Origin of the sequence: Salinimicrobium sp. 3283s, assembly GCF_039602225.1 — a bacterium.
GTDB classification, from domain to species: domain Bacteria; phylum Bacteroidota; class Bacteroidia; order Flavobacteriales; family Flavobacteriaceae; genus Salinimicrobium; species Salinimicrobium profundisediminis.
Map to the genome: position 1 here is coordinate 398485 of NZ_CP143631.1, position 22870 is coordinate 421354.

The window sequence follows — 22870 nt, forward strand, 5'->3', positions numbered from 1 at the left end:
GAAAAACAATTTTCCAAGATCCCTTATGAAATTTTTCGTGATCTCGAATCTGCTTTAAAATGGGTAAATAATCTTATTGCTGAAAAAAATAAAAAAGCAGACCTGTAAGCCGGATTCTGTACTCCAACCCCGATAGCTATCGGGATGAAGCCCTTATCATTTATCTGAAGCTTTTGTTACCAAAAGCCTTTAGCTGCCTACCCTCCGGCAACGAACGGGCAATTCTTAACAGCCGGTATACATGGCATTGCACCGCATAGAGTTTACCTGATTTCACTACAGCATTATCTGTACATCCTTTCTGTTGCACTGGTCCTCCCTTCCAAAGAAGGTGATGGGCGTTACCCACTATGCTGCCCTGTGGTGTCCGGACTTTCCTCCACCCCATTTCAGTATTATTGAAGTTGGGGCAGCGATAAGGCGGTCTGCTTGCTGCAAATATACACTTATAATGCCATTTTTGAGAGGTATGAAATCCCGGGGTTCACTTAAGCAAGTAAACAGGTAATTGTGGATAAAAACCCGGTGATAATTCCCGGCTTCGGTTTTGTATTTTTATATTTGTGCATCTAAAACATTTCAATGGAACACTTTGTAGTCTCGGCCAGAAAATACCGTCCTCAAACCTTTAAAGATGTTGTGGGCCAGCAGGCTATTACCAACACGCTACTCAACGCCATTGAACATAATCACCTGGCACAGGCACTTCTTTTTACCGGTCCGCGTGGGGTGGGGAAAACCACCTGCGCCCGTATTCTTGCCAAAAAGATCAACCAGGACGGGAACCAGGATCCCAATGAAGATTTTGCTTTCAATATCTTTGAACTCGATGCCGCTTCAAACAACTCGGTAGACGATATCCGGAATTTGATTGACCAGGTGCGGATTCCGCCCCAGGTTGGCAAGTACAAGGTGTATATTATTGATGAGGTGCACATGCTGTCTCAGGCAGCCTTCAACGCTTTCCTTAAAACGCTTGAAGAGCCGCCAAGGCACGCCATTTTTATTTTGGCAACTACCGAAAAGCATAAGATCATCCCTACTATTCTTTCCCGTTGTCAAATATTTGATTTTAAAAGGATAACGGTAAAAGATGCCAAAGAATACCTGGGTTACATTGCAGAACAGGAAGGCGTAGAAGCCGATGATGACGCGCTGCACATCATTGCCCAAAAAGCGGATGGTGCCATGAGAGATGCGCTTTCTATTTATGACAGGGTAGTGAGCTTTAGTGGTAAAAACCTCACCAGGCAGGCAGTTACCGAAAACCTGAATGTACTTGATTACGACACCTATATTTCTGCTACAGATTTAATTCTCAAAAATGACATTCCGCAGCTACTTTTATTATTCAATGAAATCTTGAGCCACGGCTTTGACGGGCATCATTTTATTGCGGGGCTGGCGTCACATTTTAGAGACCTTTTGGTGTGTAAAGATCCCAAGACTATAAATCTTCTTGAAGTAGGAGACAATACAAAAGCTTTATACTACAAACAATCTCAGGAAGCTTCTTCCTCTTTTCTTCTGAAGGGCATAGAACTGGCCAACCAGTGTGATTTACAGTACAAGAGCAGCCGAAACCAACGGCTGCTGGTGGAACTTTGCCTCATGCAACTAGCCTCAGTCACTTTTAGCGACGAAAAAAAAAAGGATAGCAGCTACATAATTCCGCCAAACCATTTTACCGGAGCTCCCATTCCCGCTCCGGCACTTAAGCTTTCTTCCAAGGAGAAAGAAGTAATTGTCAATAACGAATACGCTAAAGGAGATTCGGCTGCACCCACTGAAGCACAGCTGCCAAAACCGGCACCGGCCGGGGCTGCTGCCGATTGTGCTCCCGTAACTCCCGAACTTAAAAAGGAAGACACTCCTGCACCTGAAGCTTCAGCCGAAGAAAAAACTTCAGATGATGCAGCTGCACCTTCAGCCACTGAAACTTCAGCCGAAGAAAAACCTGATCATAGCAATGCTGCTGCAACCTACGTTTCTCCCGATGTTTCTTCCGCAGAAACAGCCGTAAAAGATTCCGAAGAAAAAACAGCTACAGCTGAACAACCTGCTGCAAAAAAGGTGTCGGGGCTTTCTTTGAAGAGTATTCAGAAGAAAAAAGAACTGGAAGCTCAAAAGCGGGAGGCTAAAACTGAAGAGGAGGTTGTCAAAAATGGCAAATTCACAGAAGAACAAATGCAGGCGGCCTGGCAGGAATTTAGCGAAGAGCAGAACGATAAAGGGGAAAAGATCCTGGCTTCGATCATGCAAACAGACACCCCTGCTTTGATGGGCAAGAATATTTGTGTTGAACTTCCCAACGAGACCATGAAACTTGAGCTGGAGAAAGTGCAGTATCATTTAATGGGCTTTTTGAAGGAAAAGCTTCAGAATACCCACATTCAACTGAAGGTTACCGTAAATGAAAAAGCTGAAAAGAAATTTGCTTTTACGCCCATTGAAAAATTCGAGAAACTAAGGGAGAAAAACCCGCTTATCGAAAAATTACGTTCCACATTTGATTTAGATATATAATGTTAGGTCTAAAATTACCCACAGACCCACGATGGGTCAATATTGTTGAAAAGAATATTGAGGAGATCCTTACAGATCATGCTTACTGTGAGCAAAAAGCAGCCTCAACGGCCATCTCCCTTATTGTTACCCACCCGGAATATTCAGAACTTGTCACGGCTATGACTGCTTTGGCGAGAGAGGAAATGGGCCATTTTAAAATGGTTCACGATCGTATCCTGGAACGGGGGCTAACCTTGGGCAGAGACAGAAAAGATGAATACGTGTTAAAGCTGCTAACCTTCTTCCCTAAGGGCGGAAGCCGACTTACAAACCTTACGCACCGTCTACTTTACGCCGCATTAATTGAAGCGCGCAGCTGTGAACGCTTTCGGTTACTTTCAGAAAACCTTGAAGACAAAGAACTGGCGGAGTTCTACCGCAGCTTAATGGTAAGTGAAGCCAATCATTACACGATGTTTCTCAATTTTGCCCGGAAATATGGAGACCGCAAAGAAGTGGACCAAAAATGGCAAAATCTGCTTGAATTTGAGGCCGAAATCATGAAAGAGCTTGGCAAAAAGGAAACTATGCACGGTTAGCCTCTTCCAGCGCCTCCTGGTACAGAGATTTAATAATCCCATCTGAAAGTCCTATTTTAGGCACATAGATCCTTCGGGCGCGTGTCCATTTCATAGCCGAGAGATATATTTTTGCAGCCGGCACTATCACATCTGCCCTATCCTGATTCAGGTTAAGCTCGGTGATGCGTTCTTCGTAGGTAAAAGATTGCAAAAGTTGATAATAAGAGCTCAGATATAGGAAACTAAGAGGTTTCCCATTGGCTTTACCGCTACTTTTAAAGATATTGTTGATGTTTCCACCTGAGCCTATAAGATCGATCTTTGTGTAGTTACGGGTAATCTTCTTGATCCACTCTTCTACCTCATCCCATACTTCCTGCGAAACCATGTTTTCAAGTAATCTTACTGTTCCCAGTTTGAATGAACGGGAAGCAACGGTCTTTCCTTTTGAATAAAGCGTAAATTCGGTACTCCCACCTCCTACATCAACATACAGGTAGGTTTTATCTGTCTGGATGAGCGCATGAAGATCGGTCGCGGCAATGATCGCAGCTTCATCGCTACCATCTATAATATTGATCTCTACTCCGGTTTTTTCCAGAATAAGCTGCGCCACTTCTTCCCCATTCTCAGATTCCCGCATGGCCGAGGTGGCACAGGCCTTGAACTTCTCTATTTTATGCGACTGCATTAACAATTTGAAAGCCTGCATGGTATCAACCATACGTTTGATATTCTCTTCGGAAATATTTTTAGTAAGAAACACATCAGCTCCCAGCCTTATTGGCACCCGCACAAGGGAGGTTTTCTTGAAGATGGGTTCTCTGTGCTCCTGCTCGGTGATTGTCATTATTAACAATCTCACTGCGTTAGATCCAATATCTATGGCTGCAAACTTTCTTTGGTTGATCAAACTTTCTCTTTTTCGGTTTCCAGTTTTTTTAAATAATAATCATATAATGCAAATTGCGACCTTAGGGCCGGCTTGTTATTGCGCCGGTAAGCATTATCCTGCTTAATAGAAATCACCCTGGCCTTGACATTATCGCTCCAGCAAATTTCAAAAGTTTCTATTAACTCTTTTTGAATAGTCTTATCATAAATAGGGCAGCTTATTTCAACCCTGTAATCCATATTCCGCGTCATCCAGTCTGCCGATGATATATACACTTTCGGATTTCCTTCGTTTTCAAAAATATAGATCCTTGGGTGCTCCAGGTATTTATCTACAATGCTAATCACCTTAATATTCTCACTCATCCCTTCTACGCCGGGCACGAGACAACAGATCCCACGTACAATAAGTTTCATTTTCACCCCTGCCCTGCTGGCTTCATATAACTTATCAATAAGAGAATAATCAGATAAACTATTTAATTTTAACCTGATTCCCGATGGTTTTCCTTCTTTGGCGTTGTCAATTTCTGTCTGAATTAACTTAACAAGACCACTACGGGTATAATGTGGCGAGACCAGTAAATGTTTGTACCGGCTCACCTTGTAATTTACCTCAAAAAAGTCGAACACCTTATTGACTTCTTTGAGTATGCTTTGATTACTTGTAAAAAGTGTGAGATCGGAATATACCCGCGCAGTAGATTCATTCAGGTTTCCGGTGCTTATAAAGCCGTAGCGCATCATTTTCTCATTTTCAAGTCTCTCTATAACACATCCTTTAGAATGCACTTTAAGACCTTTAACCCCAAAAATGAGGTTGATACCTTCCTGCTGTAGTTGCTCGGCATATTTAATGTTGGCCACTTCATCAAATCTCGCTCTAAGTTCGATTTGTACAGTTACTTTTTTCCCATTTTTGACCGCATTGACCAATGAACTTGCTATGTGAGAGATCTTAGCCAGGCGATAAATGGTGATCTTGATTGATTTTACTGCCGGATCAAGTGCTGCTTCCCTCAGGAACTTTACGGTATAGGAAAAAGACTGGTAAGGAGTGTGCAACAAGAAATCCTTTTTTGCGATCTCTTTAAACAAGCTACCCTGTAAGATCAACCCCGGAATTGGCAGGGGTTCATACGGTTTATACTGCAGCTCTTCTCCCCCCAGGCTGGGAAAATTCATGTAATCACGCCTGTTGTGGTAACGCCCGCCGGGTATAATACTGTCGGTCGCATCAATACCCATCTTACTCATAAGATACTGAAGGGTGTCCTGATCAATATTCATGTCGTACACAAATCTCACCGGCTCCCCTTCAATACGGTCTTTTACACTTTCCGAAATTTTTTCAATAAAGGATTTACTAAGATCACTGTCAATATCAAGTTCTGCATCGCGGGTAATTTTGATCATATGAGCAGTGACACTCTCATATTCGAAAATGTTGAAAATGGAATGCAAATGATAGCGGATAAGATCATCGAGCAGAATAATGTACTGCCTGTCTCCATCTTTTGGGAGCACAACAAAGCGTTCAATACTCCGGGGTATTTCTATAAGTACATATTTCTTCTCTTTCGCATGATTTGGAAGCACGCCCGAATTTGCCCTTTTTGGAACGGGATCTTTCATGGTCATCTTTACGGCGAGGTATGCCGCGCTATCCTTTAACCGTGGTAATTCATCAAGATCGTTCAGGATGATGGTTACCAGGGCAGGACTCACCTTTTGAAGGAAGAAATTTTTAAGAAAAGCCTGTTGAGGTTTAGCAACCTGCTTCTCGTTTATAATAAAGATATTGTGATCTTTCAGCTTATTCTGAATGGCATCCAGGATCTTTAAACTCTGGCTTTGCTGCTCAATTACAATTTCGGTGATCTCTTCAAGAAGCTGGTTGGCTTTTATTCCTCCCAAAACATTCTTTCCGCCTTTTCCGGCGAGATCAATCCGTTTAATTGTAGCATACCTTACCTTAAAGAACTCATCGAGGTTATTTGAAAAGATTCCAAGAAATCTCAGCCTCTCAATCAATGGCACTGTTTTGTCTGCAGCTTCCTGCAACACCCTTGCATTAAACTGCAACCAACTCAACTCCCTGTTGATGTACTGATTTTCTTCCATTTATCTTAAATTCTTTGGGAACAGGTATAAAATTGTTTGCCCGTCTTTTATCTCCTGCCATTTTTCAGCTTCAAATGTTATCACGCATAATCCTGTAGTGGGCACATTAGAGAAATGCTGATCTCCTAATTGATTTGCAACCCCCGTAATCGCCGGGTTATGACCAAACACCATAAGAGAATCCACATCATCTTCACATGAAGTAATAATGTTTAGAAGTGTTTTGGCATCAAAAGTATAAAGCTCCTTCTTAACTTTAAAATCTTTGTCTTCAACCTCCAGTCTTTTCTGAAAGATCCTGGCGGTATCTAGCGCACGCGTTGCATAACTGCTCCATATCTTCAATGGTTTTTCCCGGAAACCTGAAAAGGCATTCAAAACCAGGCCGGCATCTTTGAAGGCCCGCTTTTTTAAAGTGCGTTCAGCATCGGGTAAATCTTCTTTCCATGAAGATTTACCATGTCTAACAAGAATCAGTTTTTTCATAATTATGGTGCTAATCTATCCATTTTCCATGCCTCTCCTTCCTTACTGTAATAGATACGGTCATGCAGGCGGTTTGGCCTGCCCTGCCAAAATTCGAATTCCGAAGGTATGACTTTATAACCTCCCCAATATACAGGTTTTGGAATATCTTTTCCGTCAAACTCCTCTTCAAGAAGCTCCAGTTTTTTCTGAAGGTATTCGCGGGAAGGAATTACAGAACTTTGCTGCGAAGCCCAGGCTCCCAGTTGGCTGCCACGTGGCCTCGAATGAAAGTAGGTAGTCGATTCTTCTTCAGAAGTTCTTTCAGCCAGCCCTTTTATCATCACCTGTCGTTCAGATTTTGGCCAGAAGAAAGAAAGACAAACCCGGGGATTTTTAGCTATAGATCTACCCTTTTCAGATTCATAGTTGGTGTAGAACACAAATCCTTCGTCATCATATTCCTTAAGAAGCACTACGCGTGACATGGGAAAACCATCCAGCCCAACGGTAGAGAGGTTCATTGTATTGACTTCGTCAACTTCTTTGTTTGTTTCAATTTCCCTAATCCAAACATGAAATAATTCAAAGGGATCTTTAGGGATTTCCTCTTCCAGTAACTCATGTTTCTGATAGAGTTTACGGTAATCGTGAAGCTTATTTTTCATATTGCCAATTTACAAAATATAGGTTTTACAACGCCAGTACACAGGGTCAAAAATGGCAAATCCTGTAAGAATTATTTGACTCTAAAACCTGGCTTCAATTTTCCTTTCATCCCATTAATTTCATGGGATAACCCCCTAAAAATATAAGATGTTTTTAATATTATTTTTCTTACTTATTTCACAGTTATATTAAAGATAACGCAGTATTAAATATAATCAACACCCCTCTTAATCCCTGCTATAATTTACTGTCCGTGTGCAGTTTGTCCGTAAAACCTCACACTACATCTAAAACATTTGAATTTTCTTTTTTTAACAGAAATTAGAAAATACATTTACCTCAGAAATAAGATTCCTCCCCCCCAGATCTATTTCAAAACTTATTTATAACCTCAAAAAAAACCTACAAGCTTTGGCTACCACCTACAGGAGATATTCACTCCTTCCTTTCAACCTATGGCTCCCTTTTTCTTTTCAATTATAACATACAATTCTATGATCAAGAATATAACCTTTAGTAAAATTATCGGACTCACCATCCTTTGTTTTTCGGCATCTTTTAGTGCCTTAAGTCAAAATACAGCAGTAAACTTTGGTGAACTCTTAAATTCACCTGTTACCTCTTCGGGCCAGTTTAGCAAAAATGATGTCGAAGAGCTTTCAGGCTTGATCTACGACCTAAACCCTACCATTTTTATTGGAAGTTCGGGGTACAAGATTTTAGGGGAAGAAGCTCCTGTGAAAGCAGAATTAAGTGCGGGCAACTTCAACAGGCTTTCTACTGCCAATCCCGGTTTTAATAATGTGAAGCTTTTGAAAATGAAAATAGAAAGTGAAGCAGACTTCAATGCATCTTTTGACTTAAGCAGGCTGCAGGGTTTTGAAAACCTTGAATATGTTTTTGTGGAGTGCACTTTTGAATGTAGTACAACAAGGATTGAAAACATGTTCTCGAATATTGGGAACCTGAAGGTCCTGTATATAATCTCAACCCCCGAATAAGACGACGCTGGCACCAAAATTTGGCATTATGAAACAAAAATACGCAAAACAATTTTCTGCAATAAACCCCGGGAACCTTTATACCCTGTTCCTTGTTTTATTTGGTTCAGTACTTCAAATGAGTGCCCAGGTAAGACAGCCTTTTATTCAGACAACTTCGGAAGACTCTCCCAACAGGAAGATCTACAATATCAAGGGGGATTTTACCATGATAGGGAATACCAACATGACGTTGTGGGATTACTCTAATGAGAGGATGAATAGTAACAACTACATGGTGGAAGTAGATACCGATGAGGTTGGAAATACTTCCAATTCATCTAGTGCCACTCTTACATTTTCTAACGAAAATGGCGCCAGTCCCGAATGCTCAAACGTACTTTTTGCAGGACTGTATTGGACCGGAAGAACCAGTGATAATGTGCCAAACTACAAAAAAAGCAAAGTAAAGTTCAGGGGGCCTGGCTCTTCTTATCAAGATATACAGGCTATTACCTATAATGTTCCGGGAGACAATAATATGTATGCCGCTTATGCCGAAGTAACCGACATTGTCAAAGCAGGAGGTACCGGTGAATACTGGGTGGCCGATATGGCTGTTTCTGAAGGTAATGGTGGTTCTACCGGTTATTATGGCGGCTGGGGAATGATCGTGATCTATGAGAACCAGCAAATGAACTTGCGGGACGTTACTGTTTTTAATGGGTATGCTTATGTGCAGGGTAATGCGACCCGCCAGTATGAAATTCCTGTATCAGGATTTAATACTGCCCAGGCCGGGGATATTAACATGAAGCTTGGGATGATGGCCGGTGAAGGCGATAGAGGAATTAGCGGGGATTACTTCAGCATAAAAAAGAGAAATGGAAATTCATGGCAGTCGCTAAGTCACAGTTTGAACTCTACCGATAACTTCTTTAATTCTTCCATACAAACCAGCGGTGCCAGAAATCCAAACCGCCTTAACAATACCGGTGTTGACATCAGCATGTTTAATATCGACAACCAGAACAACCAGGTGATTGGAAACAACCAGACTTCTACTACTTTCCGATATGGTTCTACACAAGACACTTACATCATTCTTAACATGGCGATGTCTGTAGACGCTTACACGCCCGATTTTGAAGCTGTTACCTCTATTGGCCAGACAACTGCAGTACCTGGTGAAGAAATTACTTATAATATAGACCTTTACAATAAGGGTTCCGAAGAAATTGAAAATGCGAAAATTATCATTCCGGTACCTTTCAACCTGGAATATGTGGGGAACGAAACCCATTTTAACGGGCAGGCTCCGTCTCCCAACAATGTAACCTATGACCCTTCACTTGGGGCAAATGGTTCTATAATATGGAGTATTGGTACGCTTCAACTTCCAGCCGACAGGAGTAACATCCTGGGGAACCTAAACCTCAATTTTAAGGTTACTGAAGATTGTGCCATTCTTAAAAACTCCAGCTGCGGGCATCAATTCCAAATTCCTTTTACAGGTACTTTAAGTGGAAAAGGGGCAATTACGGGTGCCACCTTCACAGATAAAGGCCTAATTCAGGGGTACCAGAACAACGGCACCTGTGAAATGCAACCCATTACCAGTCCGTTGCTTATCGACATTGATGCATCAAATTTCATTCAGAATAATTGTCAGGCGACCCCCGACGAGCTGAGTTTCTCAACCTGCGATACCCAAAGCGGATTTTCGGTGAGTGACATTCAGTCGTATTTCCCTCAGGGCAGTAGGTTTTACGATAGCTATCCTGTGACTTCAGGCTCTACTCAAATTACAGGAAATTTCCCTGCTACTGCTGGAACTACAGAATATTACGCCATTTTAAAAGGCTCAAATTCCTGTTACATTCCCTTCAGTATTACCATTGACGAAATCACTTCAATCCCTGCAGCCGAAGATATCTCCTATTGTATTAACGAAGAAGCGGTTGCGCTCACTGCCACGCCAAGTAAATCTAATTATTCGCTCTTCTATTATACTTCGGAAGATGGTGAGCCTCAAAGTTCTATCACTCCATCTACTTTAGAAGCAGGAGAATTTACCTATTACGTAGCCGAAGGGGAATCTTTAAGCTGTATAAGCCCTAACAAAACTACAATTACCGTAAGTATTTCCGGTAAACCTGAAGCAACGCCACCCTCCAATATAGAGATTGAAGGCTGCGGAACTGAATTTGAAAGCTCCACAATTCCCGGATATTCCACTCAGCTGACTGCTATTACTCAAAATGTTTTTGAAAGCCTTGGTGGTACAATTACTTCGGAAAAAGATATCCAAAAAGTTGAATATTTTGACAATCTTGAAAGTACTTTACCCACTGTTATTACAAGGACCTTCAGAATAACTTCTGAATGCGGAAGCGTTGAAGTACAACAGGTCATTAAGGTCGAAGACACTACTGCGCCTGAAGCCATAAGCCTACAGGACATGACTGCACAATGTGCTGCCGATGTTGAAGCTCCCGTGACTACCGATAATTGCGACGGGGATCTTACTGCAACCACAACAGATCCTGTTTCTTACACTGAACAGGGAACACATAGCATAACCTGGACCTTCACAGATAAAAGTGGAAACAAAACCACTGCAATTCAAAAAGTGATTATTGAAGACAACATCGCTCCTGAAATCTCCTGCACAAATGACATTTTTGACACCGTAGTTTCTGGTGGAACTACTGCTATTGTTACTTACGATGCTCCTGTTGCTTCTGATAACTGTTCTTACACTGTGGAACAAACCGCCGGTTTGGCTTCTGGTTCTGAGTTCCCGCTTGGAACCACTACCAACACTTTTATTGTGACCGATGGTGCCGGAAACACTGCTACCTGTAGCTTCACTGTAACTATTACTGATGATGAAGATCCGACCCTTGAGTGCCCTACTCCAATCAACGTAAATGTTGATGCAGGAATTTGCGGTGCTGTTGTAGAATTCACCACTCCGGAAGGTTTTGATAACTCAGGTGAGGTGACTGTGACCCAGATTGCAGGTCCAGTGTCAGGAGAAGTTTTCCCAGTCGGAACTACAACCGTGACTTTCCAGGTCGAGGATGCTTCAGGAAATACTGCAACCTGCAGTTTTGATGTAACTGTAACTGACAACGAAGCTCCTGAAATTACTTCAGTATCAAATATTACTCAGAATGTTGATGTAGGTTCCTGTTCTGCAATTGTAGAATACGAACTACCGACTGCCACTGATAACTGCGAAGGATTTGAAGTAACTTTAACTGAAGGTTTAGCTTCAGGATCTGAATTCCCGCTAGGGGAAACTACAGTGACTTACACTGCAACCGATGCAGCCGGAAATGAAGTATCTACTACTTTCACCGTAACTGTGGTGGACAACATCGCTCCGGAAATCACCTGTGCAAATGACATTTTTGACACTGTAGCTTCTGGCTCAACAACTGCCGTTGTGACTTACGACGCACCGGTGGCTTCTGATAATTGCTCTTACACTGTTGAACAAACGGCAGGATTAGCTTCAGGAAGTGAATTCCCATTAGGAACTACAACAAATACTTTTGTTGTGACTGATGGTGCCGGGAATACTGCTACCTGTAGCTTTACCGTAACCATTACCGATGATGAAGATCCGATGCTTGAGTGTCCTGCTCCAATTAACGTAAATGTTGATGCAGGAATTTGTGGCGCTGTTGTAGAATTTACCACTCCGGAAGGTTCTGACAATTCAGGTGACGTAACTGTGACCCAGATTGCAGGTCCGGTTTCTGGTTCAGTTTTCCCAGTTGGAACTACAACTGTGACTTTCCAGGTGGAAGACGCTTCAGGAAACAAAGCAACTTGTAGCTTTGATGTGACTGTAAAAGATAACGAAGCTCCTGAAATTACTTCAGTGGCCAACATTACTCAGAATGTAGATGTGGATTCCTGTTCTGCAATTGTGGAATACGAACTACCGACTGCAATTGATAATTGCGAAGGTGTGGAAGTTACTTTAACTGAAGGATTAGCTTCAGGAAGTGAATTCCCACTGGGTGAAACTACAGTGACTTACACTGCGACTGACGCTTCAGGAAATGAAGTAAGCACTACTTTCACTGTAACTGTGGTGGACAACATCGCTCCGGAAATTACCTGTGTAAATGACATTTTTGACACTGTAGCTTCAGGCTTAACAACTGCTGTTATTACTTACGATGCGCCTGTTGCTTCAGATAATTGCTCTTTCACAGTTGAACAAACAGCAGGTTTAGCTTCAGGTTCTGAGTTCCCGCTTGGAACAACAACCAATACTTTTGTTGTGACTGATGGTGCCGGGAATACTGCTACCTGTAGCTTTACCGTAACCATCACCGATGATGAAGATCCAACCCTTGAGTGTCCTGCTCCTATCAATGTAAATGTTGATGCAGGAATTTGCGGTGCTGTTGTAGAATTTACAACTCCGGAAGGTTCTGACAATTCAGGTGAGGTGACTGTGACCCAGATCGCTGGTCCGGTTTCTGGTTCTGTCTTCCCAGTTGGAACTACAACTGTGACTTTCCAGGTGGAAGACGCTTCAGGAAACACTGCAACCTGTAGCTTTGATGTAACTGTAACTGATAATGAAGCTCCTGAAATTACTTCAGTTGCCAATATCTCTCAGAATGTAGATGTGGATTCTTGTTCAGCTACGGTTGAATACGAACTACCAACTGCAACTGATAATTGTGAAGGTGTTACTGTAACTTTAACTGAAGGTTTAGCTTCAGGATCTGAATTCCCATTAGGTGAAACTACCGTGACTTACACTGCGACCGATGCTTCAGGAAACAAAGTGGCTACTACTTTCACTGTGACTGTGGTGGACAACATCGCTCCTGAAATCTCCTGTACAAATGACATTTTTGAGACTGTAGGCGAGAATGGAACTACTGCAGTTGTGACTTATGACGCTCCTGTTGCTTCGGACAATTGCTCTTACACTGTGGAACAAACAGCAGGTTTAGCTTCAGGAAGTGAATTCCCGCTTGGAACAACAACAAATACATTTGTTGTGACCGACGGTGCAGGAAACACTGCTACCTGTAGCTTTACTGTAACCATCACCGATGATGAAGATCCGACGCTTGAGTGCCCTGCTCCAATTAACGTAAATGTTGATGCAGGAATTTGTGGCGCTGTGGTTGAATTCACCACTCCGGAAGGTTCTGACAATTCAGGTGACGTGACTGTGACCCAGATTGCAGGTCCGGTTTCTGGTTCAGTTTTCCCAGTTGGAACTACAACTGTGACTTTCCAGGTGGAAGACGCTTCAGGAAACAAAGCAACTTGTAGCTTTGATGTGACTGTAAAAGATAACGAAGCTCCTGAAATTACTTCAGTGGCCAACATTACTCAGAATGTAGATGTGGATTCCTGTTCTGCAATTGTGGAATACGAACTACCGACTGCAATTGATAATTGCGAAGGTGTGGAAGTTACTTTAACTGAAGGATTAGCTTCAGGAAGTGAATTCCCACTGGGTGAAACTACAGTGACTTACACTGCGACTGACGCTTCAGGAAATGAAGTAAGCACTACTTTCACTGTAACTGTGGTGGACAACATCGCTCCGGAAATTACCTGTGTAAATGACATTTTTGACACTGTAGCTTCAGGCTTAACAACTGCTGTTATTACTTACGACGCACCTGTGGCTTCGGACAATTGCTCTTTCACAGTTGAACAAACCGCCGGTTTGGCTTCAGGAAGTGCGTTCCCATTAGGAACCACTACCAACACTTTTGTTGTAACCGATGCTGCCGGAAACACTGCTACCTGTAGCTTTGATGTAGTGATCACTGATGATGAAGATCCGACGCTTGAGTGTCCTGCTCCTATCAATGTAAATGTTGATGCAGGAATTTGCGGCGCAGTGGTTGAATTCACCACTCCGGAAGGTTTTGACAATTCTGGTGACGTGACTGTTACCCAAATCGCTGGTCCGGTTTCTGGTTCAGTTTTCCCAGTTGGAACTACAACTGTGACTTTCCAGGTGGAAGACGCTTCAGGAAACAAAGCAACTTGTAGCTTTGATGTGACTGTAAAAGATAACGAAGCTCCTGAAATTACTTCAGTGGCCAACATTACTCAGAATGTAGATGTGGATTCCTGTTCTGCTACTGTGGAATACGAACTACCGACTGCAGCTGATAATTGTGACATAGTAACTGTAACTTTAACTGAAGGTTTAGCTTCAGGAAGTGAATTCCCGCTTGGAGAAACTACCGTGACTTACACTGCGACCGATGCTTCAGGAAACGAAGTAACCACTACTTTCACTGTGACTGTAGTTGACAACATCGCTCCTGAAATCACCTGTATAAATGACATTTTTGACACTGTAGGCGAAAACGGAACAACTGCCGTTGTGACTTTTGACGCACCTGTTGCTTCTGATAACTGTGAGTTCACTGTTGAACAAACCGGCGGATTGGCTTCTGGTTCTGAATTCCCGCTTGGAACTACAACCAACACTTTTGTTGTAACCGACGGTGCCGGAAACACTGCTACCTGTAGCTTTGATGTAGTGATCACCGATGATGAAGATCCAACGCTTGAGTGTCCTGCTCCTATCAATGTAAATGTTGATGCAGGAATTTGCGGCGCTGTGGTTGAATTCACCACTCCGGAAGGTTTTGACAATTCTGGTGACGTGACTGTTACCCAAATCGCTGGTCCGGTTTCTGGTTCAGTTTTCCCAGTTGGAACTACAACTGTGACCTTCCAGGTGGAAGATGCTTCAGGAAACACAGCAACCTGCAGCTTTGAAGTAACTGTAACTGACAATGAAGCTCCTGAAATTACTTCAGTTGCTAATATCACTCAGAATGTAGATGTGGATTCTTGTTCAGCTACGATTGAATACGAACTACCGACTGCCACTGATAATTGTGAAGGTGTTACTGTAGAACTAACTGAAGGATTAGCTTCAGGAAGTGAATTCCCACTAGGTGAAACTAAAGTGACTTACACTGCGACCGATGCTTCAGGAAATGAAGTGACCACTACTTTCACTGTGAATGTGGTTGACAACATCGCTCCCGAAATTGTTTGTGTAAATGACATTTCTGAGACTGTAGGTGAAAATGGAACTACTGCAGTTGTTACTTACGATGCACCTGTAGCTTCCGATAATTGTTCCTTTACTGTTGAACAAACAGCAGGTTTAGCTTCAGGAAGTGAGTTCCCATTAGGAACCACTACCAACACTTTTGTAGTGACCGATGCTGCCGGAAACACTGCCACCTGTAGTTTTACTGTAACTATTACTGATGATGAAGATCCAACCCTTGAGTGCCCTGCTCCAATTAACGTAAATGTTGATACAGGAATTTGTGGTGCTATAGTAGAATTTACAACTCCGGAAGGTTCTGACAATTCAGGTGACATAAATGTGACCCAGATTGCAGGTCCGGTTTCTGGTTCAGTTTTCCCAGTTGGAACTACAACTGTGACCTTCCAGGTGGAAGATGCTTCAGGAAACACTGCTACCTGTAGCTTTGATGTAACTGTAACTGATAATGAGTTGCCGGTATGGGCTTCAGCTTTACCTTCAGATGCAACTGTAGAATGTGACGAGGTTCCGGCAGCAGCTACTTTAACTGCGACCGATGCCTGCGGGGTGAACGTGAAATTTTCCGAAGAAATGGTCGCTTCAGATTGTGCTTCAGAATATATTTTAACCAGAACCTGGACTGCAACTGATAATAACGGAAATGCTATTTCCCATACGCAGATCATTTCCGTAGAAGATAATACGGCACCAACATTGGCGAACGAACTTCAGGAAGTGATCAACATTAGCTGTGAGGAAATCCCCGCAACACCAGAGTTAACTTTTACCGACAATTGTTCTCCTGAGGTTACTGTGGAGTTTGATGAGAATACAATCGACGGGGAAAACGGAAGCTCTGTAATCACCAGAACCTGGTTCGCATCTGACTGTGCAGGGAATGAGGCGGTGTTTACACAAACTATTAATATAAATCCAACTTCAACTGTAATTGAAACTACCACTGCAGACCTTTGTACTGAAGATGTCATTTTTGAACTCTCTGATCTTTTAATAGGAGAATACAACGAGAACGGAACCTGGGTAGACAGCAATCAAACAGGTGCACTACAAAATGGAACAATAGATCCGGGCCTACTTCAGGTGGGATTATACAGCTTTGATTATGTGATCAACGAAGGTGGCTGTACTGCAACTACAACTGTACAGGTTAGCATTAACGATGACTGTATTGTTCTTCCCTGTGAAATAGAAGATGTGCGAAACAGCATTTCCAAAACTGTAACTCCAAACGGAGATAACATTAATGACAAATTTGAAGTAGGGAAAGGTATTGACTGTGGCTTCACTTATGCTGTTCAAATCTTTAACCGCTGGGGGAATAAAGTTTATAAATCAAGTAATTATACTGATGGCTGGGATGGAAGTTCAAGTAACTCTATAACCGGAGATCAATTACCTGCAGGAACTTACTATTACATTGTTGAGATAAAACAAAGTGGACTTGAACCAATACAGGGATATATCTACTTAGGAACCAAATAATCGATGAACATGAAAAAAATCTACCCCGTCATAATTCTTCTACTTATTGGTGTATGTGCCAATGCACAGCAGCTGCCACAATTTACGCAGTACATGTACAACACTATTTCGATAAATCCTGCTTATGCTGGAAATAGAGATGCTCTCTCGGTAGTTGGGCTTCACAGGAGTCAGTGGTCAGGACTCGCAGGGGCACCGCAAACGCAGACCCTGTCTATCCACTCCCCTCTTCGCAACGAAAAAATTGGGCTTGGGGTTTCGGTGATCAACGACAAAGCCGGTTATGAGAATTACACCTATGCGTATGGAGATTTTTCTTACACCATCAATGTGAATGCCCTCACTACTTTATCTTTTGGACTTAAAGCCGGAATGAGCTACTACAACCTAGATGAAGATTTGCTGCAAGATGTAGATGATCCATTTTTTAATGATGATGTATTTAACAGGTGGACACCCAATTTTGGAGCCGGGCTATTCCTCTCTTCTCAAGATTGGTATGTAGGGCTTTCTGCACCAAAGCTGCTAAATAATGATAATAACATAAAAAGCGAATATGTAGCCCTTGAACAGGTGCATTACTATTTAACCGGTGGGTATGTGTTTGATCTCAACGATAGCTGGAAGCTTCGCCCCAGTACTTTGCTGAAAGCGACAAATGGAGCCCCGCTCTCTGTAGATATTTCCAGTACATTCATTTATGACGAAAAAGTGTACCTGGGGGCAAATTACCGGCTGGATGATGCCATAGGCGGATTTGTTGATTTTCAAATCCTTCCTTCCTTTAGGGTTGGGTATGCCTATGAATACTCTGTTTCTGACTTACAGCCCTATACTTCAGGCACCCACGAGATCCTGTTGATATATGAATTCCGAAGACAAAACACCAAATATAGATCCCCAAGGTTCTTTTAATTAAACTACCAGGATGATGAAAAAAAACTACTGTTTACTCCTCCTTTTAATCTGTCAGTCCCTGTTCCTTTCGGCTCAGTCGGGCATGCAAAAAAAAGCAGACAGGTTATATGAAAGTTTCGCTTATGCGAAAGCCATAGATGTTTACAAAGATCTGCTGGAAAAGGACTATAAGGTTGAACACAATCAAAGAAAGCTGGCCGATAGTTACTTTTTGTTGAGGGATCCCGAAAATGCAGCGCCACTTTACGCTAAAGTTGTTGAGCAACCCGGCGTATCTCCCGAATATTACTACAAATATGCCCAGGCTTTACGCGGCGTGCGCCGTTATGATGAATCAAGGCAGTGGCTCAAAAAGTACCTTGAAGAGGGAAAAAATGAGAATTTGGTAGAAGACCTCCTTAACGAGGAGAAAATTGCAATTTACCCGGGACTGGAAACCTTCAGGCTTAAAAATGCCGATTTTAATTCGGAATTCAGTGATTTTGGTGCATACAAAGGCAACGGGACCATCTATTTCACTTCAGCCAGGGCCAAAGATGCCAGGAATCCTAAAATCTATGACTGGAACGGTGAACCTTTTCTGGATATTTACTCCATACCTTCCAAAAATGGCATTTTGGAATCGCTTTCCGGAGAAGTGAACAGCGTAAGGCATGAAGGTCCGCTGGTGATCTCCAAAGATGGAAAGACCATGTACTTTACCCGCAATAATTACATCAACAATAAAAACGGCAAAAAAGACAGCGAAGGTGTTAATCACCTTAAGATCTACAAAGCTTCTTTGGTAAACGGGGAATGGACGAATATTGAAGAGCTACCGTTTAATAACGACAATTATTCGGTGGGCCATCCAGCCCTTTCGAAGGACGGACAAACCCTTTATTTTGCTTCGGAAGCTCCTGAAGGATTTGGAGGATCGGATCTTTATAAAGTCAGTGTCAAAAATGGCATTTTTGGAACCCCCGAAAATCTTGGAAAACAAATAAACACTCCCGGAAATGAGGTTTTCCCTTTTGCTGCTGAAGATGGCAAGCTCTACTTTTCTTCTGACGGACATAAAGGCTATGGCCTACTGGACGTTTTTGTAGTAGATCTTCAAAATCAGGAAAAAATCTACAATCTGGGGGAACCCATCAACAGCAATCTCGATGATTTTTCTTTTACAATTTCTTCCGAAGATATTTCTGAAGGATTTGTGGCTTCCAACAGACCCGGCGGAAAGGGAAGTGATGACATTTACCAGCTAAGTGTGTTGGCACCTTTAGTGCTAAAAGGAACAGTGACCGACTCTATAAATGGGAAACCTATCGCCAACGCAACCGTACGCTTAATGGATGAAAACGAGCAACAAATAGCTTTTTTAAAGACTGACAGTGTTGGGTATTATGAATTGGAAATTCGCAGAGATGTTAAATATCCTATTGAAGCGAAACATATTAAATACGACCAAAAACTGGGTACAGTAAACACTTTTGAGATGGATGACCAAACCGAACTTGTTTACGATATCGAACTGTCGCCTGTTAATGATGTGGAATATTTAGCTGAAATTAACAAGATCTATTTTGATTTTGACAAGCACAATATTCGCCCAGATGCTGCCGCCGAACTGGATAAGCTGGTGAACCTGATGAAAAATGATTACCCTGAACTGGTTATTGAAATTGGCTCACATACAGACAGGAGAGGATCTCTTGAATATAACCGTCGCCTTGCAGAAAGAAGGGCCCAGTCTACATATGATTACCTGGTCCAACACGGTATAGCTCCCGAAAGAATTGTAACTTACAAAGGTTATGGAGAAGAGCAGCCAGAGATAGACTGTAATAATTGTAATGAAGTTCAACACCAATTGAACAGAAGATCCATTTTTAAAGTGGTTAAAATGGAATAGATCGACCAAACTAACCAACCATTAAAGAGGCTGTCTTATAAGCTCCTAAAATGTTATTCTGAAAGTAATTTTTCAGATTCTTTTAAATCTGAACATCAGAAGTTAAAAGAACCGAAAGGATAACAAAAAGAGGCTTTTTGACAGCCTCTTTTCTTGTACTATACCTTCGGGAAATTAAGGTGGCACGCTACCCTCTTCAGAAAAAGTAAATGGCTTGTATGTAGCTTGAGAAGTAGAAGAAAAGGAAGCTTAGAGTGATTCTATAAAATGATAATCTACCTTAAGGTTAGCCTATAAAAAAAAGAGCCTGTCTTGAATAAATTTTAAGACAGGCTCTCCTAACCAACCGTAAATTATTTATGATATGAAATCTTACTATTACTTTCTTACAAAAATATTGGTAAAATAGAATTTACCATCTTTTCCTTCCTTTACCGAGATGCCAAAATGAGTGTGATCACCTTCAAGATTTTCACGATGGCCGTCACTTTTAATCCATGCATTAACTACAGCTTCGGCAGTTCTATAACCAAACCCAACATTCTCACTCACAGCCTTGGCATTAACCGATTTAACAAGTGACTGGTATCTGCTTCCGAAGAAATGATGACATACCTCATCGTCTTCAATCATATGTTTATTATGACCGGCAGCCTCGAGGGATCCTTCATCCAGGTATAATAAACTGTTCAATCCATTTTGTTCCCTGTAGGCGTTGACCAGCTCGAGTACATCAAGTTCAATTGAGGAATATTTAACAGGAGCGAGTTTAGTGGTGAGGTTGGCCGATTCTACTTCATCTACACTTTCTTTGGAACAAGATGTAAGAGTAATCGCACAAATAGACATTAACCATGTCAAGTAGGTTAAATTCTTCATAATGGTAGTCAGTAGGTTTGGGATAGGAAAATTAAGAATTATTTCCGATTAACAAACCATTTAATCGATGAACTACACAAATTAAGGTAAATTTAACACAGTAGGGTTCCAAACCCTACAAAAATAGCGCTAAAACTCTGAAGATAAAAGACGTATTAGATCGATAAAGTGCAGCTATTCAAAGCGAAGAACTTTGCCATCATCGGCAAGATGCACGCTGTCAAAAACCTCATTAGCTTCCTTTTTAAATGCCTCTATAGATTCATAACGGGTGGAATAATGACCCAGCACGAGATGAGAAACCTTAGCCGCCCTGGCAATAGCAGCTGCTTCTCGTGCAGTAGAATGGCCCGTGGGCGCAGCAAGATATGCGTGTTCCTCGAGAAAAGTAGATTCGTGGTATAACACCGTAACATTTTCTAATTGCTCAGCCAGCGAGGGAGTATAGGAAGTATCACTGCAAAAGGCATAACTTTCGGGAGGTTCGGGATCTTCGGTCAACTCAACATTGGGGATGATTCGGCCGTCTTCAAGAACAGCATCTTTACCTTTTTTGATGCCTTTATAATAAGCTACATCAATATTGTACTTCTCAACTTCTTCCATCAACAGCTTCCTTGGTTTTGGCTTTTCCCGAAAGAGGTACCCATTAGCATAAATGCGGTGCTTTAAAGGAATGGTCTCTACAGTAACTTTACGGGTGTTGAGAATTACCTGAGGCCCGGTAGAAGATAATTCATGAAAATAAAGCGGATAGCCGGTCCAGGAGTTAGCATATTTAAGTTGCAGCAGCACGATCTCCTTTATGCCCTTGGGGCCGTAGATATGGAGTTCGGTTTTTCGGTTCAACAACATAAAAGTTGAAATTAGACCAATCAAACCATAAAAATGATCGCCGTGAAGATGGGAAATAAAAACGTGTTTAATCTTTCCGAACTTGATCTTGTGCCGGCGCAATTCCACCTGAGTCCCTTCTCCGCAATCAATAAGAAAAACTTCATTGTTGATCTCCAGCACCTGGGAGGTAGGATTTGTAAAAGTTCTTGGTGTAGCCGCATAACAGCCCAGCACGGTCAATTTCATGTCTCGGGGTCTTTAAAATTAAAAAGACCTAGAATCCCAGGTCTCTTTCAATCTCTTCCATTTGTATAATATCTTCGGCTTCTGTGAGGGTGGGCACTACCAGCAGTTCCTCGGGTACCTGGTCTATGTTAATCGTATCGTTTGCAATAACAAAAGACCTGTTTCCCTCTCTATGCCTATTTGAAAGCTCCAGGAACTTTAGGAGTTCATCAAGCCGCAGCTCCCCATATTTTAAGATATCTATCACCACATTGTCATCTTTAAACTTTGGATGAATACTATCCAAAAATGCGGCAAACCGGGTCACATCATCTTTTTCGTCTTCAAATATTTTATAAGTCTCCTTTTCTGTTATTTTCATAACTATTTAATTTTTGACGCAAGGAGATAGATCACTGCCATTCTAATAGCCACTCCATTTTGCACCTGATCAAGGATAATAGCCTGATCGGAATCTGCCACGTCACTGGTTATCTCCACTCCCCTGTTAATTGGGCCGGGATGCATAATCACGATCTTCTTGCCAAGGGAATCGAGGAGTTCTTTATTTAATCCGAACAACTGCACGTATTCCCGCGTACTGGGGAAGTAGCTTATGTCCATTCTTTCATTTTGTACCCGCAGCATATTTGCCACGTCGCACCATTCGAGAGCCTTGCGCAGGTTTGGTTCTACCTCTACCCCTAACGAACTTATATATTTAGGAAGTAAGGTGTAAGGGCCGCAAACTTTTACCTGGGCACCCTGTAGTTTTAATGCCAGAATATTTGATAAGGCTACCCTGCTATGCAGAATATCACCTACTATCACAACTTTTTTACCCTGCACTTCGCCCAGCTTTTCACGAATGGAATAACTGTCCAGCAAAGCCTGGGTGGGATGTTCATGCGCTCCATCCCCGGCATTGATGATACTGGCATTTACATGTTTTGATAGAAAAATTCCTGCGCCGGGATTTGGATGCCTCATCACTACCATGTCTACCTTCATAGAGAGGATATTATTCACAGTATCTATAAGGGTTTCCCCCTTTTTTACTGAAGAAGAGGCCGCCGAGAAATTTACCACATCGGCACTCAGCCTTTTTTCGGCCAGCTCAAAAGAAAGCCGGGTTCGGGTACTATTCTCAAAAAATAAATTGGCTATGGTAATATCACGAAGGGAAGGTACTTTCTTGATGGGCCTGTTGATCACCTCCTTGAAATGATCGGCGGTTTCAAATATGAGGTCAATATCTTCTTTATTCAGGTATTTTATCCCCAGTAAATGCTTAACACTTAGTTCACTCATG

The 22870-nt window shown here is 42.1% G+C and carries 14 protein-coding genes and 1 other RNA gene; 6 read left to right on the top strand and 9 right to left on the bottom strand.

What is annotated here, in order from left to right; genetic code table 11:
• Positions 1-89 precede the first annotated feature (89 nt).
• Positions 90-432, bottom strand: an RNA gene (gene rnpB / locus VS868_RS01765) — RNase P RNA component class A.
• A 150-nt stretch (positions 433-582) separates the two neighbouring features.
• On the opposite strand from rnpB, the gene VS868_RS01770 reads away from it, so the two are divergent.
• Both VS868_RS01770 and VS868_RS01775 read left to right on the top strand, forming a co-directional pair.
• Positions 583-2526 (top strand): DNA polymerase III subunit gamma/tau, encoded by a 1944-nt coding sequence (locus VS868_RS01770; RefSeq protein ID WP_345598990.1) that lies wholly within the window; start codon positions 583-585, stop codon positions 2524-2526.
• Positions 2526-3107 (top strand): tRNA-(ms[2]io[6]A)-hydroxylase, encoded by a 582-nt coding sequence (locus tag VS868_RS01775; protein WP_266070647.1) that lies wholly within the window; start codon positions 2526-2528, stop codon positions 3105-3107. The genes VS868_RS01770 and VS868_RS01775 overlap by 1 nt, the downstream gene beginning before the upstream one ends.
• Here the strand turns inward: VS868_RS01775 and VS868_RS01780 are convergent.
• Genes VS868_RS01780 through pdxH form a run of 4 tightly spaced genes read right to left on the bottom strand, consistent with a single transcriptional unit; the run spans position 3094 to position 7240 of the window.
• Entirely contained in the window at positions 3094-4002 is a 909-nt protein-coding gene (locus VS868_RS01780) for an ethanolamine ammonia-lyase reactivating factor EutA (RefSeq protein WP_266070645.1), read from the bottom strand. The genes VS868_RS01775 and VS868_RS01780 overlap by 14 nt on opposite strands.
• Entirely contained in the window at positions 3999-6107 is a 2109-nt protein-coding gene (gene ppk1 / locus VS868_RS01785; RefSeq protein ID WP_345598991.1) for a polyphosphate kinase 1, read from the bottom strand. Before ppk1 ends, VS868_RS01780 begins: the two co-directional genes overlap by 4 nt.
• Positions 6108-6593, bottom strand: coding sequence for a histidine phosphatase family protein (locus tag VS868_RS01790; protein ID WP_266070643.1), 486 nt, complete (start codon positions 6591-6593; stop codon positions 6108-6110).
• Between the two features lie 2 nt (positions 6594-6595).
• A complete protein-coding gene (gene pdxH / locus VS868_RS01795) occupies positions 6596-7240 on the bottom strand; it encodes a pyridoxamine 5'-phosphate oxidase (RefSeq protein WP_266070642.1) in 645 nt (214 codons plus the stop codon).
• Positions 7241-7735: 495 nt separating this feature from the next.
• On the opposite strand from pdxH, the gene VS868_RS01800 reads away from it, so the two are divergent.
• The 4 genes from VS868_RS01800 to VS868_RS01815 all read left to right on the top strand — a co-directional run bounded on the left by VS868_RS01800 (position 7736) and on the right by VS868_RS01815 (position 19617).
• Positions 7736-8242, top strand: coding sequence for a hypothetical protein (locus VS868_RS01800; RefSeq protein WP_266070641.1), 507 nt, complete (start codon positions 7736-7738; stop codon positions 8240-8242).
• 28 nt (positions 8243-8270) lie between these two features.
• Positions 8271-16805, top strand: a complete 8535-nt coding sequence (locus VS868_RS01805; RefSeq protein ID WP_345598992.1) for an HYR domain-containing protein — start codon at positions 8271-8273, stop codon at positions 16803-16805.
• A gap of 9 nt (positions 16806-16814) precedes the next feature.
• Complete coding sequence (locus VS868_RS01810) at positions 16815-17720, top strand: type IX secretion system membrane protein PorP/SprF (RefSeq protein ID WP_266070639.1); 906 nt, start codon at positions 16815-16817, stop codon at positions 17718-17720.
• Positions 17721-17805: 85 nt separating this feature from the next.
• The gene (locus VS868_RS01815; protein ID WP_345598993.1) at positions 17806-19617 is read left to right on the top strand and encodes an OmpA family protein; all 1812 of its coding nucleotides are present in this window, start codon (positions 17806-17808) and stop codon (positions 19615-19617) included.
• A gap of 378 nt (positions 19618-19995) precedes the next feature.
• On the opposite strand, the gene VS868_RS01820 is transcribed toward VS868_RS01815, so the two are convergent.
• The 4 genes from VS868_RS01820 to VS868_RS01835 form a co-directional block, all read right to left on the bottom strand.
• Positions 19996-20496 (bottom strand): CAP domain-containing protein, encoded by a 501-nt coding sequence (locus tag VS868_RS01820; RefSeq protein WP_266070637.1) that lies wholly within the window; start codon positions 20494-20496, stop codon positions 19996-19998.
• A 174-nt stretch (positions 20497-20670) separates the two neighbouring features.
• On the bottom strand, positions 20671-21579 hold the full coding sequence (locus VS868_RS01825) for a ribonuclease Z (RefSeq protein WP_345598994.1): 909 nt from the start codon (positions 21577-21579) through the stop codon (positions 20671-20673).
• Positions 21580-21607: 28 nt separating this feature from the next.
• Positions 21608-21940, bottom strand: a complete 333-nt coding sequence (locus VS868_RS01830; RefSeq protein WP_345598995.1) for a ribonuclease Z — start codon at positions 21938-21940, stop codon at positions 21608-21610.
• A gap of 2 nt (positions 21941-21942) precedes the next feature.
• Positions 21943-22869 carry an aspartate carbamoyltransferase catalytic subunit gene (locus tag VS868_RS01835; RefSeq protein ID WP_266070634.1) on the bottom strand — a complete coding sequence of 309 codons (927 nt, stop codon included), beginning with the start codon at positions 22867-22869 and terminating at the stop codon, positions 21943-21945.
• Position 22870: the final 1 nt, after the last annotated feature.